Here is an 18,883-nt window from a genome sequence, read left to right as displayed (position 1 = left end):
GTATGATATAAACTATAAATTATTGAAGATTCTGAAATTTACTGTTGAGGTGATGTCGTATGTCATTTAAGAAAGATAGAAGACAACTTGGCCTATATGATTCAATGGACGAGCATGATGCTTGTGGAATTGGTTTTTACGCCAATATGGACAACAAAAGGTCACATGATATTGTATTAAAATCAATTGAAATGCTATGTAGGTTAGATCATAGAGGTGGAGTTGGAGCAGATGGTATTACTGGCGATGGTGCTGGTATTATGACTGAAGTCCCTCACCTCTATTTTAAACAAAAATTAAAATTAAATTTACCTGAAGAAGAAAATTATGCAGTTGGTATGTTTTTCACTGATAAGAAAATAGCAGGTAGTGAACACGAAGCGAAATTCAATGCTTTTTTTGAAGCAGAAGGATTAAAGGTTATTTCTTATAGAGATGTGCCGGTAGACTCTTCCGTATTAGCAGAACATGTTGCGGAGACAATGCCATATATTCAACAAGTATTTGTTGAAAACAAAACGAGCGAACACTTTGATCGTTCTTTATTTATTGCACGTAAGCAAATTGAACGATATGGTGATGAACAAGATTTAGATTTATATTTTGCAAGTTTATCTAGAAGAACAATTGTTTATAAAGGTTGGTTGCGTTCAGATCAAATTAAAGGTTTATATACTGATTTATTAGATGAATCTTATGTTTCGAAATTTGGCTCAGTCCATTCTAGATTTAGTACAAATACATTTCCAAGTTGGAAGAGAGCACATCCTAATAGATTATTAATGCATAATGGTGAGATTAACACGATTAAAGGTAATGTTAATTGGATGCGTGCTCGTCAAGACAAATTAATTGAGACTATTTTTGGGGATGTCAAAGATAAAATTGGAACGGTATTAGATGAATCAGGAAGTGACTCGGCTATAGTCGATAACGCTTTAGAGTTCTTGAGTTTAAGTATTCCTCCAGAACAAGCAGCAATGCTATTGATACCTGAACCTTGGTTATACAATGATACGCAAGATCCGAAAATTAGAGCATTCTACGAGTATTACAGTTATTTGATGGAGCCATGGGATGGACCAACTATGATTAGCTTCTGTGATGGTGATAAATTAGGTGCTTTAACAGATCGTAATGGATTGAGACCTGGACGTTATACGATCACAGATACTAATGAAATTATATTTTCATCTGAAGTAGGCGTAATTGATGTAGATGAAGAGCATGTTGTCTACAAAGGGCAATTGAATCCAGGGAAACTCTTACTAGTAGACTTTAAAGAGAATAAAGTAATTGAAAATGACGAGTTAAAACAACGTATCGCAAGTGAATATCCTTATGACGAATGGATTAGTCATAAAGAATTAGATGTAAATGACATTGTAGCTGTACCTTCTCATGTAGAACAGGAGAAATTATTCCAATTACAACGTCGTTTCGGATATACAAAAGAAGAGATCAACAAATACATGTCTGAGCTTGTTAACGAGAAAAAAGACCCAATTGGAGCTATGGGATTTGATACACCTGTTGCAGTATTAAGTACAAGACCTGAATCGTTGTTTAATTATTTTAAACAACATTTTGCGCAAGTTACGAATCCACCTATTGATTCATATAGAGAAAAGATTGTAACAAGTGAATTGGTGTATTTAGGAAAAGAAGGTAACTTGTTAGAACCACATAAAGATAATACAAAGAGAATTCAATTGAACCACCCAGTATTGTCAAAAGCACAACTTGAAAAAATTCAAGAAAGCAATTTTGGTGTAGCAGTTATTCCGACAACTTATACAGGATCGCTGAAAGAAGCGCTCGATGACTTAGGAAAAAGTGTTTCCAAAGCTGTAAAAAATGGCGCTGAAATTATTGTTTTAGAAGATGAATCTGTTGAAGATGAAGAGGTATCATTTGCAATGCCAATGCTATTAGCAGTGAGCCATATTCATCAATATTTGATAAGAACCGGACAACGTCTTGATACAAGCATTGTCGCATACTCTGGTGAATGTAGAGAAGTGCATCATTTAGCAACTTTAATCGGTTATGGAGCAAACGCTGTTGTGCCTTATTTAGCACATTATACGATAGAAGATTTAACTGCTGCGGGCCGTCTTGAAGGTACGGTTGAGCAGAATATCGATACGTATAGTCAAACGTTATCTGCAGGTGTTATCAAAGTTATGGCTAAGATGGGTATTTCAACTGTGCAGAGTTACCAAGGTGCTCAAATATTTGAAGCAATTGGTTTAGGTAAAGATGTAATCAATGAATATTTCACAGGTACACCGTCTAAATTGTCTGGTATATCTATAGAAACGATTGATAAAGAAAATAAAGCAAGACAATCAGAACGCATTAAGCATTTAAATACGGGTAGTACTTTCCAATGGAGACAGCAAGGAGAGCATCATGCATTTAACCCGAAAACAATTCATTTATTACAACACGCTTGTAGAGAAAATAACTTTGAAATGTTCAAAGAATATTCAGAAGCGGCTGATAATGAACGCATGAGTCATTTAAGAAATTTACTTGATTTTAAATCTGAAAAAGCAATTGATTTGAAAGAAGTAGAGTCAGCAGATCAAATTGTTACAAGATTCAAAACAGGTGCAATGAGTTTCGGTTCAATTTCTCAAGAAGCGCATCAAACTTTAGCAGAAGCGATGAATAGAATTGGCGGACGAAGTAATAGTGGTGAAGGTGGAGAAAACCCTGAACGCTTTATTGTTAAACCAGACGGAACAAACTACATGAGTGCAATCAAACAAGTAGCTTCCGGTCGATTCGGTGTGACGAGTGATTACTTACAACACGCAAAAGAAATTCAAATTAAAGTGGCACAAGGTGCAAAACCTGGTGAAGGCGGCCAGTTACCTGGAACAAAAGTCTATCCATGGGTAGCTGAAGTTCGAGGCTCGACACCTGGTGTTGGTTTAATCTCGCCACCTCCGCATCACGATATTTATTCTATTGAAGACTTAGCGCAATTAATTCATGATTTGAAGAATGCTAATAGAAAATCAGATATTAGCGTCAAACTCGTTTCAAAATCAGGCGTTGGTACTATTGCAGCAGGTGTTGCAAAAGCACATGCCGATAAAATTGTTATAAGTGGCTACGATGGTGGTACTGGAGCTTCTCCTAAGACGAGTATTCAGCATGCTGGTTTACCATGGGAAATCGGTTTATCAGAAACACATCAAACCCTTATGTTAAATGGGCTTCGCTCACGTGTAACGCTTGAAACGGATGGTAAATTAATGACGGGTCGTGACGTAGCTTTAGCGTGTGCACTAGGTGCTGAAGAATTTGCTTTTGCAAGTGCACCATTAGTAGTTCTTGGATGTATTATGATGAGAGTTTGTCATAAAGATACATGTCCAGTAGGTATAGCGACTCAAAATGGTGATTTACGTAAATTATTTACTGGTAAAGCGGATCACATCGTGAACTTTATGTACTTTATTGCCGAGGAAATAAGAGAGATTCTTGCTTCTTTAGGATTAAAAACAATGGATGATCTTGTTGGTAGAACAGATTTACTAGAAGTTTCTAAGAGATACTATTCTCATCCGAAAGCAAAAGAATTAGATTTAGAAGCATTGTTGTTCGTAAACGAAGGTGAAAGATATCGTTCAACTAATCAAAATCATTATCTTGATGAAGGATTTGATTTAACTAAGTTATATCAAGATGCAAAAGCGTCAATTGATCACGGCGAAAAATTTGTAGGAAGCTATAATGTGCGTAATACAGAACGAGATGTTGGTGTTATCACAGGTAGTTATATCACAGAAGTACACGGCGAACCAGGCTTACCAGAAGATACGATACATGTTAAGACATTTAAACATGCTGGACAAAGCTATGGCGCATTCACGCCTAAAGGTATGACTTTACATCATACTGGTGATGCAAACGACTACTTTGGTAAAGGTTTATCTGGAGGTAAATTAATCTTGAAAGCACCGAATGAAGATAGAGAAGATAATATCATTGTTGGTAATGTATGTTTCTATGGTGCAACGAGTGGTACTTCTTATATAAACGGACGAGCAGGAGAACGTTTCTGTGTTAGAAACAGTGGTGTAAAAGTTGTTGTCGAAGGTGTTGGAGATCACGGATTAGAATATATGACTGGAGGACGTGTAGTTATCCTAGGAGATGTTGGACGTAACTTTGGTCAAGGTATGAGTGGTGGTGTGTGTTATGCAATGCCTTCAGATGTTGAAGCATTCAAGAAAAGAAACGCATTGGATACACTTGAATTTGAAACTTTAAAAGATGTAGATGAAATAGCTAATTTAAAACATATGTTAGAAGAGCATGTTAAATATACAAATAGTAAAAAAGCAAAAGCAGTGTTAGCATCATTCGACACAATTGTTGAAAAAGTAGTAAAAGTGATTCCTAAAGACTATAAACTCATGATGCAGAAGATTTCACAACACAAATTAGAAAACGAAGAAGACGCACTTTTAAATGCATTCTTTGATGATCGAAAATCTATAGGTGATGAAGAAGAACTGGCTTCTGTATATTAAGAAGGAGGGCATATTATGGGTGAATTTAAAGGTTTTATGAAGTATCCTAAGCAACAACTTGATGAGTTGTCATTAAAAGATAGAATAAATGGATATGAACCATTCCAACAACGCTTTACAACAGAAGATGCTGCAACACAAGGTGCCCGTTGTATGGACTGCGGCACACCATTTTGTCAGACAGGCTCATCATTCGGTAGAGATACAATAGGTTGTCCAATCGGTAACTATATACCTGAATGGAATGACTTAGTTTATCGAAAAGATTATAAAGAAGCATATGAAAGATTATCTGAAACGAATAACTTCCCTGAATTTACTGGTCGTGTCTGTCCGGCACCATGTGAATCGTCATGTGTCTTAGCTATTAATAATGATTCAGTAGCCATTAAAGGAATTGAACGCACAATTATTGATGAAGCATATGATATGGGACTTGTTAAACCTAAGTTTCCAGAACAACGTCTTGAAGAGAAAGTTGCGATTATAGGCAGTGGTCCAGCAGGCTTAACTGCAGCAGAAGAATTAAATTTATTAGGCTATAATGTGACGGTATATGAGCGAAATCATCGTCCTGGTGGTTTGCTTATGTATGGTATACCAAGTATGAAGTTGGATAAAGAAGTGATTGAGCGTCGTGTTAAATTAATGGAAGAAGCAGGTATCGTCTTTAAGACAGATGTTAATGTGGGGAAAGACATCACGAAAGAAGAACTAGATGCACAATATGATGCGATTATAGTTTGCACCGGTTCACAAAAAGGACGAGACTTACCATTAGAAGGACGCATGAGTTTTGGTATTCATTTTGCAATGGAATATTTAACAGAACAAACGCAATTACAAATGGGAGAAATTGAAGAACCGACAATAACAGCAAAAGGTAAAAATGTGATTGTAATAGGTGCGGGTGATACTGGTGCAGACTGTGTAGCAACAGCATTAAGAGATGATTGTAAATCAGTAGTTCAATTTAATAAATATGTAAGATTGACTGACAAAATGGAACAAAATACGTCTTGGCCATTACCAATGCCAATATTCAAATTAGACTACGCTCATAAAGAGTACCGTGAAAAATTTGGATTTGAACCAAGAGCTTATGGTATTCAAACGATGCGTTATGATGTCGATGAGAATGATAATATCCGTGGCCTTTATACACAAGTATTAGAAGAAACGGAAGATGGTATGGTTATTGTAGAAGGTACTGAACGTCATTGGCCAGCAGATTTAGTATTATTATCAATAGGTTTTGAAGGAACTGAGCATTTAGTGCCACATTCATTTAATTTAAATACCAAGCGTAATAAAATAGTCGCAAATGAAAAAGATTTTAGAACGAATCAAGATAAAATATTTGTCGCTGGTGATGCAAGAAAAGGTCAAAGTTTAGTAGTTTGGGCAATAAAAGAAGGGCGAGCAGTCGCAAAATCTGTAGATAAAGCCTTAAAGAAAAAAATTACAATTTAATTTTTGCGGTTTTTGTTGACATGAGTGATGGCATGTTATAAGATAAGTATTGTCTTATTTGGAGGAATACCCAAGTCCGGCTGAAGGGATCGGTCTTGAAAACCGACAGGGGCTTAACGGCTCGCGGGGGTTCGAATCCCTCTTCCTCCGCCATTATTTTTAAATTAACCAAGACTATTATATAGAAAAGCACTACCTACATTAGTAGGTAGTGCTTTTTGTTTTGTACAAATGTTTTACAACTTTGCTATAATATAAGAATATTCTGATAAAGGTCGTGACTGAATGAAGGCGAAGGGATTAAAACGGGGAAATATGTTAGGTGTTGTAGCGTTAGCGAGTCCACCGAACCAAGAACATTTAAAGAATGGCTTGAAACGTTTAGAGGAGAGATACCAAGTTAAATTTAAGTTAGCGAATAATATTGAACACATTTATGGCCATTTAGCAGGTACAGATGAAGAAAGAATACAAAGTTTACATGACATGCTAAAAGATGATGAAGTTAAGGGCATCATTTGTGCTTGTGGAGGATACGGCACACCTAGAATTGTGGAGCAAATTGATTACGAGCTTGTTAAGAAATATCCAAAAATTATTTGGGGATACAGTGATATAACTTGTTTGCATAATGCGATTAGACAACAAACAGGTTTGACTACATATCAAGGGCCAATGATTGCTTCTGATATTGGAGATACTTTTAATGAGACGTCTATTAAGAGCTTTGAACAGTTATTTGATGGTAAAGATATAACATATCCAACTGATCAATTAACATTTAAAACACTTGTACCTGGACGAGTTGAAAGTGATATTGTTGGAGGTTGTTTATCGTTATTAGTTTCTAGTTTAGGCACTTCGTATGAAATTGATACAAAAGGGAAAATTTTATTTATAGAAGATATTGGTGAAGAACCATATAAAATTGATGGCTTTCTTCAACAATTGAAGTCGGCTGGAAAGTTAGATGATGCTATAGGGTTTATAATTGGTCCATTTACCGATAGTGAACCTAAAAATCCTAAAAAATCGTTAACAATGAATGAAGTTTTGGACTTTTTTATAACGCGTTTAGGTAAACCTGCAGTATATGATTTGAATATTGGACATTGTACACCTCATTTCGCTATACCATTTGGAACGAAAGCAATTTTAGACGTGGATCAAAAATTATTAAAAATAGAATCAGGTGTAAATATAGAATAAAGGGGCAGTATTATGTTTATTACAGATATAAAATATTATAGATACGGGACGTCTTTAAAGAAACCATTCAAAACAGCTCTAAGAACAGTTGAAGTAATAGAAAGTATATACGTTTTTATAGAGACAAATTACGAAGATATAGTAGGGGTTGGGGAAGCTGTACCTACATATGTGATTACTGGTGACACAAAAGGTGGAATTGAAGCTGCAATTGAAGAAGTGTTTAAACCCCTTTTAATAAATAGACAGTTAACGAAAGATTTGTTAGATGAAATACAACAAATAATTGTTGGTAATACAAGTGCTAAAGCAGCAATTGATATTGCACTTTATGATTTATTAGCTCAAGAAGCTGAATTACCTTTATATAAGTATTTGGATCATAACCCAGGAAATAAAGATTTAGAAACGTGTTATACAGTTAGTCTGAATGAAGCAAATGAAATGGTTGAAGACGGTTTGAGATATGTCGAAGAAGGTTTTAATCACTTAAAGATAAAAGTAGGGAAAGACAATGTTGAAACTGATTTGAATAGACTGAAGGCTTTGAGAACTTCTTTGCCTAACAATGTCATATTGAGTGCTGATGCTAATCAAGCTTGGGATGAACAAGGTGCGCGATATGCACTAAAACATTTTGATGAAGCAGATTTAGAAATTGAAAGTATTGAACAACCGGTTGGCCGCTATGAATATGAACTTCTTGGTGAATTAACACAATCATTTAATATACCTTTAATGGTTGATGAAAGCTTGTTTAGTACATATGATGCACGAAGATTAGTAGAAGTAGGTGCTAATAATTTGTGGAATATTAAATTGATGAAGACTGGTGGCATACACGAAGCACTAAAAATTCATGATATAGCACAAAGTGCAGATATACATTGTATGGTTGGATGTATGATGGAGACGCATGTTTCTGTAACTGCGGCTTTGCATTTTAGTTTAGCTGCTAAACAAGTAAATCGAGTTGATTTTGATGCGCCTTTAATGGTAGTTGAAAGAGAAATTGAAGGCGGTATTGTATATGAAGGAGCTAAAGTGTCACCGTCAGAAGGATTTGGTTTAGGAATAGATAGAAAATCTTTATATAAGAAGGTGAGTTCATGAAAAAATATTGCAGAGTTAATGTAGGGACAATATGGAGAAGTGCAGATAAAGCTAGAGATATTGATAGAGATGGCATAATGTACCCAGCTAATATTCAAAGATGGCTACTAGAACTCAGTCTAAAAGAGAAGCTATCGTTTACAGAAGACAGCAGAATAGATACACAAATATTGTATGGTGAAATGGTTGAAGTTATAGATGAACAAGACGGCTGGAGTTATGTGATATGTACAGAGCAGGCTTCAAAACAACATAAAAAAGGCTACCCTGGCTATATTCCAACTAGCCAACTAAGTGAAATGAAGGATTATCAATCACATCAAAAAGCACGCGTTAAAGTACCGAAAACAACTTTGTTTAATTTAGATTTTACAACAAAACAAATTCTATCATTTAATACGGTGTTGCCAGTAACAAATAATAATGATGAATATATTGAAGTAGATACCCCTGAAGGGACAGGTTTAATACATTCAAAAGATATTATTTTAAGTGATGAGCAAGGCACTTTTCTGAAAGGGACAATGCAAGGTGTAATTGAAAATGCCAGACTCTTTTTAGACTTGCCATATTTATGGGGGGGCATGTCTAGTTATGGATATGATTGTTCAGGACTTTGCTACCAAATGTATAAAAGTCAGAATTTCCATATACCTCGAGATGCAGATGAACAGTATGAAGCAATGGAAGATGTTTCTATTGAACAGAAAGCTTTTGAACCTGGTGACCTTCTATTCTTTAGTAAACCAGAAGATAAGGGCTTCTTATCACACGTTGGTATATACATGGGTGATGATATGATGATTCACGCACCTCATACACCGAAAAGTATTGAAATTGTTAAATTAACTGGAAGCTATTATCAAAAAATATTAGTAAAAGCAGCAAGATTATTAGATTTTTAAAATAGATTGGATAATATATGACCCGAATTGGTGAGAGAAATCGATCGCCTTTTTGGGTTTGTTTGTGTTTGATAAAAAACAATAATAATAGAGTGTACCTTCATGTTGGATAATACCTACATCGTTTACGACGTTCCCGTATTCACCTGTTTTAGAATAAAAAGAAAGTGATTCTTCATAGAAAGATTTATAAATAGAAACTTTATCATTCAAATGTTGGTTGTACATAATGTCCATCATTTCTTGTTTGTCGTCGTGTTGCGTAATATAGCGAAGTATTTTAATCATGTCATTGGCTGTCGTAATATTTTGTATACCTTCAGCAATCGCATTTTCATCCATCATAAAACGATTTAGTTCAGTATTTTCGCAATGAAGTGTTTCATTTATAAATAAATTAATATGATGTAAACCAAAATGATTGATTAAAGTGTTTGTAGCTGTATTATCAGACACAACAATCATTAAATAAATTAAGTCATTTATGCTTACATTCTGAGTGTTCATATTTTGTAATACACCACTCCCACCAACAATATTAGATAGTTGTATTTGTTCTTGTCGTTCCTCTTTAGTTGTATGATTGAAAATATAAATCATGATTGGCAGTTTGATTATACTTGCAGACTCAAATATTTCTTCTTGATGATGGTTGGTAAAAATCGTAGAACTTTCATTAGCGAACTCTAGGGAAAGCCCATCGTGGTCTATGAATTCATCTGTTAAAAAAGACATATACAAAACCTCCTTTATCCAATCATACTACATTATAAATATAATATTAATTGTAAGCCTTTACATACTTGTATATACAAGTTATAATTCAGTTAAATAAATATAGGGGGAGTGAGTTCAATGGCTGTGAAAAGAGAAGATATAAGACAGATCATTGATGCTATAGGTGGACAGGACAATGTTAACGCAGCAACGCATTGTGTTACACGCTTACGATTAGTATTAAATGATGAAAGTAAGGTTAACAAGGAAGCGTTAGACGAAATTGATTTAGTGAAAGGGTCTTTTTCAGCGAATAACCAATTTCAAATTGTAATTGGACCGGGAACTGTTGACGAGGCGTATAAAGTTTTTCAAGAAGAAACAGGGGTTGAAGAAAGTTCGAAAGATGATGTAAAGAAAGCGTCAGAACAAAAAATGAATCCTTTCCAACGTTTAATTAAATTATTAGGTGACGTGTTTATTCCTATCTTGCCAGCAATCGTAACAGCTGGTTTACTATTAGGTTTAAATAATGTGTTAACAGCAAAGGATTTATTTGGTCCTAAACCGCTCATTGAGCAATATCTATGGTTAGCAGATTTTGCGAACATCATTAATGTTATCGCAAGTACCGCATTTATCTTCTTGCCAGCTTTAATTGGTTGGTCGGCTATGCGTGTATTTGGAGGTAGTCCGATTTTAGGTTTAGTATTAGGTTTAATCTTGTTACATCCACAACTTGCTTCTCAATATGATTTGGGTGGCGGTAAATCAAGTGAAATACCTGTATGGCATATATTCGGTTTAGAAATTAAGCAGTTGAATTACCAAGGACAAGTATTACCAATATTATTTGCAACTTGGGTATTGTCAGTGATAGAGAAATTCCTTACAAAACGTGTTCATGATTCAATCAAGATGTTAGTCGTTGGTCCTGTAGCGCTATTAGTCACTGGTTTCTTAGCATTTATTGTAATTGGGCCATTAGCTTTAGGTTTAGGTACACTTATTACAGATGCTATTAAAGCAATCTTTGAAAGTGCAGGATGGCTAGGTGGAGCAGTGTACGGATTGTTCTATGCGCCACTCGTTATTACTGGTTTACATCATATGTTCTTAGCAGTAGATTTCCAACTGATGGGAAGTCCACTCGGAGGAACATATTTATGGCCAATCGTTGCCATTTCAAATATTTGTCAAGGTTCTGCAGCGTTTGGAGCTTGGGTAGTATATAAACAACGTAAAATGGGTAAAGAACAAGGTTTAGCAGTTACTTCAGGTATTTCAGCATTTCTAGGTGTAACTGAACCGGCGATGTTTGGTGTCAACTTACCACTTAAATATCCATTCTTTGCAGCAATTATTTCTTCAAGTTTATTAGGTGCATTTATTGGAGCTAATAAAGTGTTAGGTAGTGTAGGTGTAGGTGGTGTACCTGCAATCATCTCAATTCAAAGAGAATATTGGGCTGTGTTCGGTATTGCTACATTGATAGCTATGGTATTACCAGCTATACTAACGGTTGTGCTTTCAAACTTTGCAAATGAAAAAGCGAAAGAAATGGTGAAAGAATAATTTATAAAAGGAGTTTACCAATATGGCAGTTTTAGATTGGAAAAAGTCTGTCGTTTATCAAGTGTATCCAAAATCTTTCAATGATACGACTGGAAATGGACAAGGTGATTTAAGAGGAATAATTGAAAAGTTACCTTATTTACAAACTTTAGGTGTTGATTATGTTTGGTTAACACCAATTTATGAATCACCAATGAATGATAATGGTTATGATATTAGTGATTATTATCAAATTAATCCAGATTTTGGCACTAAAGAAGATGTTGAAGAGTTACTTAGTGAAGCGCATAGTCTAGGTATTAAAATCATGTTAGATATCGTTATTAATCATACATCTACAGCTCATCATTGGTTTGTAGAGTCTCGTAAATCTAAAGATAATCCGTATCGAGATTATTATATTTGGAAAGAAGGAACGAAAGACGAGCCGCCAACGAATTGGGAATCAAAATTCGGTGGCAATGCATGGACTTATGATGAACAAACAGAAAGTTATTATTTAAGACTATTCGATGTGTCTCAAGCAGATTTAAACTGGGAGAATGACAAGCTTAAATCTGAAATATACGAAATGATCAATTATTGGATTGATTTTGGTATAGATGGATTTAGATTTGATGTTATTAATTTAATATCTAAAGGTGCATTCGAAAATTCAGAAGCAATTGGAAAAGAATTTTATACTGATGGACCAAAAGTTCACGAATATTTACAAGAGCTGAATAAACAGACTTTTGGTGATAAAGATATTATGACGGTTGGTGAAATGTCTTCAACTACAATTGATAATTGTATTCAATATACGAATCCTGAGCGTCACGAATTAAGCAGTGTGTTTAATTTTCATCATTTAAAAGTAGATTATAAGAATGGTGAAAAGTGGTCAGACATGAAATTTGATTTTCTTGAACTGAAACGTATTTTAATGGATTGGCAAGTAAACATCGCTAAAGGTAATGGATGGAATGCGATATTCTGGTGTAACCATGATCAACCAAGAGTTGTGACAAGGTTTGGAAATGATACAACAGAAGAAGATAGAGTTAAATCCGGAAAAATGCTCGCAATATCTTTGCATATGTTACAAGGAACACCATATATATATCAAGGTGAAGAAATTGGCATGACGGATCCTAAGTTTACAGACATTAATCAATATAGAGATGTTGAGTCTCTCAATGCTTACAAACTTTTAAAAAGTAATGGCATAGATGAGGAAATGATTATGAAAGTGATTGGACAAAAGTCTAGAGATAACTCTAGAACACCAATTCAGTGGAATAAACAAGAAAATGCTGGATTTACAACTGGAACACCATGGATTGGTATTCCGAATAATTATAAACACATTAATGTAGAAGCGGCGCTGGAAGACAAATCTTCAATCTTTTACACGTATCAAAAATTAATCAAAATACGCCATGAACATGATATTATAACTTATGGAGAAATAGAGCCACTTTATATGGAGCATTCAGATTTATTTGTATATAAAAGACGTTTGAATGATGAAGTATGGATAGTTATAGCAAATTACTCTAACCGAGAAGTAGATATCCCAACAGATATCGATATAGAAGGCGAGATTATGATTGCAAATAACGATTTAAAAGGTAAAACACTACAACCATATGACGCATTTGTAGTTAAAGTAAGTGGAAGTTAAGGAATTTTTGAAGGTATAGAGGTGAACCCAATGAACAAGTATATGAAAATCTACCAATCTATCTGTGAAAAAATTATAAATGGTGAATATGCTCATTTACAGCAACTACCTTCAGAAAATGAATTAACAAAAATATATTCAACTTCTAGAGAAACTGTAAGGAAAGCTTTAAATTTATTACAAGAAAAGGGCTATATACAAAAATTACGAGGTAAAGGTTCAGTTGTAATATATGAAGACATCATTCAATTTCCAATTTCGGAAATGATAAGTTTTCAAGAAATTAATCAAAGATTAGGTTTAGACTATGAAACTGAAGTCGAACTTCTCGAAGTAATACGTGCAGAAGAAGTACCAATTGTAAAACATGCTCTTGAACTAAATGATCAGGATAAACTTTGGCATGTTATTAGAACAAGAAAGAAGAACAACAATGTGCATATTATGGATGAAGATTACTTTATATGTAGTGTGATTCCTAAACTAACGAAAGAAGTAGCTTCACAATCAATTTATCGTTATATAGAAAATGAAATGAATGTGGAAATCAGTTATTCAAATAAATCTATTACTTTTGAGAGAATGTCGGATAAAGAGATCGCTTATTTTGGTCATTTAGATCCACCTTTTACAGCAACAGTTAGAGGGATTGTACACCTTAATAATGCTGAACGATTTCAGTATAATATATCTAGACATATTGCAACGGAATTTAAATTTGTAGATTTTTCTCGAAGAGTGATTAATCAAACTCGAATATAAAGAATAGTTTTCTCTTGCCAAATGTAAAGGTTTTGTTGTACTATATAAATTGCCGTGCTAAGTGGGGAGGTAGCGGTTCCCTGTACTTGAAATCCGCTTATGCAGGACTGAATTCCTTTGCTGCGGACATATTATTGTGAGGTCTGCCCTCAGCACGTGGTGTCTGAAGACGTCGGTCCTATGCAATACAAACCCATGAATCATGTCAGGTCCGGAAGGAAGCAGCATTAAGTGGATCATTGTATGTGCCGTAGGGTTGCCGAGGTTTAGCTAACGACTGAGGTTACGCTTGTGATGTTTGTTCAAAGCAAAGGTGCACGGTATTTAAATTTTAAATTATCAAATTAAATATAAATTCAAAAAGGGTGACCGCGGTCGCCCTTTTTCTTATATCAGGAGGATATTATCATACATGACGCAATTACTAATTGGTACTATTGTGGAATCGGAATATGAACTTGCTAAAGAAGTTGTACAACAATCTTTTTTAACAGAAGCGCAATCAAACGGAAAAGAATTTGAGTTAATCGGAAAAATTCGAAAATCGCTAACTTATAACGCTGAACTTGAAGTAGTAGCAAAAACGGAGTCAGGGAAAATATTAGGGCATGCAATGATGTCAGAGGTAACAATAAATTCTGATGAACAAAGTAATACTGTATTAGCATTGGCACCTGTTTCAGTTTTGCCACAATACCAAAATAAAGGTATAGGCAAAGCTTTAATAGAAGCGTTGGAATATAGAGCATATGAAAATGGTTATATAGGTGTTGTAGTACTCGGTCATTCTGAATATTATCGTAAGCTAGGCTATCATATTGCTTCGGACTTTGAGATTTATGCGCCGTTTGAAGTGCCAGATGAGAACTTCATGTTCAAATATTTATGGGACCACCCAACCAAAGAAATAAGAGGTACTGTTCATTATCCTGAATATTTTCAGTAATTTATAATAAGAAGTCAGTATCGATTCGTGATATAATATAAGGTATATCGTATTAAACTTTGGAGGTGCCATTTTGAACTACCAAGCTTTGTATAGAATGTATAGGCCGCAGTCATTTTCAGATGTTGTAGGTCAAAAACATGTCACAAAAACATTAAGAAATGCAATCCAAAAAGAAAAGCAATCACATGCTTACTTATTTAATGGCCCACGCGGAACTGGTAAAACGAGTATTGCTAAAATTTTTGCTAAAGCAATTAATTGTACAGAAAATACAAATGGAGAACCTTGTAATGAATGCGCAATTTGTAAAGGTATTACACAAGGAACAAATTCAGATGTAATTGAAATAGATGCTGCAAGTAATAATGGTGTAGATGAAATTAGAAATATTAGAGATAAAGTAAAATATGCACCAAGTGAATCTAAATTCAAAGTGTATATTATAGATGAAGTGCATATGTTAACAACTGGTGCCTTTAATGCGCTTCTAAAGACACTTGAAGAACCACCAAGTCATGCTATATTTATTCTTGCTACGACAGAGCCTCACAAAATACCACCAACAATTATTTCGAGATGTCAAAGGTTTGATTTTAAAGCGATTCATTCTGGTGAGATAGAAAGTAGATTGGCATTTGTTGCAGACGAACAAAATATTACTTATGAACAAGATGCTTTATCATTTATTGCACAAGTGTCAGAAGGCGGTATGCGTGATGCACTAAGTATTATGGATCAAGCAATCGCATTTGGAGATGGACATTTGTCACTTGAACATGCTTTAAATGTAACAGGTAGTGTAGATAAAGCAGCATTGAACGCGTTATTCAGCGACATTGTAGCTAAAGATATTAAACAGGCTTTCACGAGGTATCATGAGTTTATCGCTGCTGGTAAAGAAGTGAATAGACTTGTTAATGATATGATTTATTTCATTAGAGATGCAATTGTAGCCAAAACGACTGATCAAGATGACGAGCAACATGCACTTCATCATATTGATTTAAATACAATGTACAAGATGATTGATTGCATTAACGACACATTGGTTTCAATGCGTTTTGCAATTAACCAAAATGTTCATATAGAAATACTCATTGTTAAGTTAACGGAATTGATTACAAGTAATAACAAAGAACAACCAACAACAGGTGGTCAAAGTAATCAAGTAGCATCAAGTGAAGTAATGAATAAAATCAAACAACTTGAGGAACACGTTCATCAACTTTCTCAGAATGGTGGTAGTCAAAAGGCGAAACCAATTGAAAATAAACAGAACATAGGTAGAAAGCAATCTAAACATGTCTTCTCAATTAGACAAATAGAGCGTGTTCTTGATCATGCTAATCGTGATGATTTAAATTTACTAAAAGAAAAATGGCAAGCAGTTATCGAATCGGTTAAAGAGAAAGAACAAAGAGCATTAGTTAGTTTATTGCTGAACTCGGAACCTGTCGCTGCTAGTGAAGATCATGTACTGGTAAAGTTTGATGAAGATATACATTGCGAGATAGTTAACAAAAATGATGAAAAAAGAAATCATATAGAAGCGATTGTCTGTGAAATAGTAGATAAAACTGTCAAAGTAGTTGGCGTACCAAATTCACAGTGGTTACAAGTTAGACAACAATACATTCAATCTAAAAAAGCTAATCCTGCTCAAGATGATACGGTTAAGGAAGAAAAGCATAAAGAAGCGGATGTCGTTAAAAAAGCACAAGAACTATTTGGTGAGGACACAGTACGTGTTACTGATGAGTAATACATGACATCATCTCCAAAGGTATGTATAATAAATATGACAAAAATTAATTTTCTATAACGAACAAAATAGATATTAGGAGGACGAAATTATGCGCGGTGGCGGAAATATGCAACAAATGATGAAACAAATGCAAAAAATGCAAAAGAAAATGGCTGAGGAACAAGAAAAGCTAAAAGAAGAAAAAATTGAAGGAACAGCTGGTGGCGGAATGGTTACAGTTGTTGTTTCTGGACATAAAGAAATTTTAGACGTAATCATTAAAGAAGACGTTGTAGATCCTGAAGATATAGAAATGCTACAAGATTTAGTATTAGCTGCAACAAATGATGCTTTATCTAAAGCAGACGATGTAACTGCAGATCGTTTAGGTAAACATACAAAAGGTCTTAACATTCCTGGAATGATGTAATGATGTTTTATCCAGAACCAATATCTAAATTAATTGATAGCTTTATGAAGTTGCCTGGGATAGGTCCCAAGACAGCTCAACGATTAGCTTTTCATGTATTAGATATGAAAGAAGACGATGTTGTTCTTTTTGCTAAATCTCTTGTAGATGTAAAGCGAGAACTAACTTATTGTGAAACTTGTGGACACATAACAGATGTATCACCTTGTCATATTTGCCAAGATAAGCAAAGAGATCGTACTGTTGTGTGTGTTGTCCAAGATTCTAAAGATGTTATAGCAATGGAAAAGATGCGCGAATATAAAGGTTTATATCATGTATTGCATGGAGCTATATCTCCAATGGAAGGTATTGGTCCAGAAGATATTAATATTCCTTCATTATTAGAACGACTAAAGAGTGATGAAGTTACCGAAATTATATTAGCAACGAATCCAAATATAGAAGGTGAATCAACAGCAATGTATATATCTAGACTTGTTAAGCCAATCGGCATTAAAACAACTAGACTTGCACATGGATTGCCAGTAGGTGGCGATTTAGAATATGCTGATGAGGTTACACTGTCTAAAGCTATAACTGGAAGAACAGAAATTTAATAATAAACATACAACCTGCTCACATGTAATATGTAGCAGGTTGCTTTCATTTAACTAAAGGTATAGAAAAGAGTGTGGATATGATAAAGGACACAGCGTTAATATTAGAAGGTGGCGGAATGAGAAGTATGTATACAGCAGGTGTATTAGACTTCTTTATTAAAAAAGATTTATATTTTGAATATAATATCGGTGTTTCAGCAGGAGCTTCAATGGCAGCAAGTTACTTATCTAGACAATATAGACGTAACCATCGTGTGACGGCAAAGTATATAAAGGATAAACGATATATTTCCCTTTCCAACTATGTGAAGAGAAAAGAAATATTTGGAATGGATTTTGTGTATCACTATATACCTACTTATTTAGAACCCTTTGATTTTGAAAAGTTTGATCAAGCTGAAGAAGAATTTGTTATTGTAACAACTGACTGTGAAACAGGAGAAGCTGTATATTTTGATAAGAAAGAAACTAAAGATTCTATTTTAACTGCATTACAGGCAACGAGTTCATTACCTATGATGGCAAATCCTGTTCAATACAAAGGACATACTTTATTAGATGGAGGAGTTGTAAATCCTATACCTTTGAATAAAACGATTGAGGAAGGTTATAAGAAAAACGTTCTTATTCTTACAAGACCTAAAGGGTATCGCAAAAAACAAAGTAGATTTTCTAGAGTTTTTAGATTGAGAGCATATCCTAAAGTGAATCATCTCATGGCCATTAGATATAAACATTACAATAAGACTTTAGAATGGATAGAAGAGGAAGAAGAAAAAGGGAATTTATTCGTAATAAGACCTTCAGATTCGTTATCAGTAGATAGAATTGAGAAAAATCCTAAGAAATTAGACGCTTTATATAAACAAGGCTACAAAGATGCTGAAAGAATATACGATAATTTAAAAGAATATGTTGAGAAATAATCATATTTGAGAACAATGGTTGTTTTGGTGTAATTTTTATGCTTGAGTTCACTAGATTTAGCGTGTATAGTTATATCTTGTGAGCGAGAGATAAATAACACATCAAAACACTTTGAAAATTAATTTTAAAAAGTTGTTGACTTCGAATTTAGAAGCGTGTATAATAGATTCTTGTGAGACGAAATGAACATTGAAAACTGAATGACAATATGTCAACGTTAATTCCAATAATTGAGTACTTATAGTACTTCAAAGAGTG

14 protein-coding genes, 1 tRNA gene and 1 other RNA gene are annotated in these 18,883 nt (G+C 34.3%); 15 read left to right on the top strand and 1 reads right to left on the bottom strand.

Translation table 11 applies throughout. The annotated features are described in order from the left end of the window. The first annotated feature begins 59 nt into the window (after positions 1 to 59). The 6 genes from gltB to B2G86_RS05350 all read left to right on the top strand — a co-directional run bounded on the left by gltB (position 60) and on the right by B2G86_RS05350 (position 9,253). A complete protein-coding gene (gene gltB, locus B2G86_RS05375; RefSeq protein WP_078357108.1) occupies positions 60 to 4,553 on the top strand; it encodes a glutamate synthase large subunit in 4,494 nt (1,497 codons plus the stop codon). 15 nt (positions 4,554 to 4,568) lie between these two features. Further along, positions 4,569 to 6,026 (top strand): glutamate synthase subunit beta, encoded by a 1,458-nt coding sequence (locus B2G86_RS05370; RefSeq protein WP_078357107.1) that lies wholly within the window; start codon positions 4,569 to 4,571, stop codon positions 6,024 to 6,026. A gap of 60 nt (positions 6,027 to 6,086) precedes the next feature. After that, positions 6,087 to 6,179: transfer RNA gene (locus tag B2G86_RS05365), tRNA-Ser, on the top strand. 132 nt (positions 6,180 to 6,311) lie between these two features. After that, positions 6,312 to 7,235 carry a S66 peptidase family protein gene (locus B2G86_RS05360; RefSeq protein ID WP_078357106.1) on the top strand — a complete coding sequence of 308 codons (924 nt, stop codon included), beginning with the start codon at positions 6,312 to 6,314 and terminating at the stop codon, positions 7,233 to 7,235. 12 nt (positions 7,236 to 7,247) lie between these two features. After that, entirely contained in the window at positions 7,248 to 8,348 is a 1,101-nt protein-coding gene (locus B2G86_RS05355; protein WP_078357105.1) for a dipeptide epimerase, read from the top strand. Continuing rightward, entirely contained in the window at positions 8,345 to 9,253 is a 909-nt protein-coding gene (locus B2G86_RS05350; RefSeq protein WP_078357104.1) for a C40 family peptidase, read from the top strand. Before B2G86_RS05355 ends, B2G86_RS05350 begins: the two co-directional genes overlap by 4 nt. Here B2G86_RS05350 and B2G86_RS05345 read toward each other — a convergent pair. Further along, a complete protein-coding gene (locus B2G86_RS05345; protein WP_078357103.1) occupies positions 9,242 to 9,988 on the bottom strand; it encodes a serine hydrolase in 747 nt (248 codons plus the stop codon). The two genes, B2G86_RS05350 and B2G86_RS05345, sit on opposite strands and share 12 nt — an antisense overlap. Positions 9,989 to 10,108: 120 nt before the next feature. Between B2G86_RS05345 and treP the strand changes: the two genes are divergently transcribed. The 9 genes from treP (at position 10,109) to B2G86_RS05300 (ending at position 18,624) form a co-directional block, all read left to right on the top strand. After that, positions 10,109 to 11,545 (top strand): PTS system trehalose-specific EIIBC component, encoded by a 1,437-nt coding sequence (gene treP / locus B2G86_RS05340; RefSeq protein WP_078357102.1) that lies wholly within the window; start codon positions 10,109 to 10,111, stop codon positions 11,543 to 11,545. A gap of 22 nt (positions 11,546 to 11,567) precedes the next feature. Further along, complete coding sequence (gene treC / locus B2G86_RS05335; protein WP_078357101.1) at positions 11,568 to 13,211, top strand: alpha,alpha-phosphotrehalase; 1,644 nt, start codon at positions 11,568 to 11,570, stop codon at positions 13,209 to 13,211. A gap of 30 nt (positions 13,212 to 13,241) precedes the next feature. Next, entirely contained in the window at positions 13,242 to 13,973 is a 732-nt protein-coding gene (gene treR / locus B2G86_RS05330) for a trehalose operon repressor (protein ID WP_078357100.1), read from the top strand. Between the two features lie 52 nt (positions 13,974 to 14,025). Continuing rightward, positions 14,026 to 14,294: signal recognition particle sRNA large type (ffs, locus tag B2G86_RS05325), an RNA gene on the top strand. Between the two features lie 91 nt (positions 14,295 to 14,385). Beyond that, positions 14,386 to 14,919: a GNAT family N-acetyltransferase gene (locus B2G86_RS05320; protein ID WP_078357099.1), complete on the top strand. Its 534-nt coding sequence runs from the start codon at positions 14,386 to 14,388 to the stop codon at positions 14,917 to 14,919. 73 nt (positions 14,920 to 14,992) lie between these two features. Further along, the gene (gene dnaX, locus B2G86_RS05315; RefSeq protein ID WP_078357098.1) at positions 14,993 to 16,684 is read left to right on the top strand and encodes a DNA polymerase III subunit gamma/tau; all 1,692 of its coding nucleotides are present in this window, start codon (positions 14,993 to 14,995) and stop codon (positions 16,682 to 16,684) included. 91 nt (positions 16,685 to 16,775) lie between these two features. Next, positions 16,776 to 17,096, top strand: a complete 321-nt coding sequence (locus B2G86_RS05310) for a YbaB/EbfC family nucleoid-associated protein (protein ID WP_078357097.1) — start codon at positions 16,776 to 16,778, stop codon at positions 17,094 to 17,096. 2 nt (positions 17,097 to 17,098) lie between these two features. Then, entirely contained in the window at positions 17,099 to 17,695 is a 597-nt protein-coding gene (gene recR / locus B2G86_RS05305; RefSeq protein ID WP_078357248.1) for a recombination mediator RecR, read from the top strand. 80 nt (positions 17,696 to 17,775) lie between these two features. Further along, the gene (locus B2G86_RS05300) at positions 17,776 to 18,624 is read left to right on the top strand and encodes a patatin-like phospholipase family protein (protein WP_078357096.1); all 849 of its coding nucleotides are present in this window, start codon (positions 17,776 to 17,778) and stop codon (positions 18,622 to 18,624) included. Positions 18,625 to 18,883: the final 259 nt, after the last annotated feature.

This window comes from Mammaliicoccus fleurettii, assembly GCF_002018435.1.
In the GTDB taxonomy this organism is placed as follows: domain Bacteria; phylum Bacillota; class Bacilli; order Staphylococcales; family Staphylococcaceae; genus Mammaliicoccus; species Mammaliicoccus fleurettii.
Note: the sequence above shows the minus strand (reverse complement) of the source record. Positions and strands in the feature narration are given on the sequence as shown.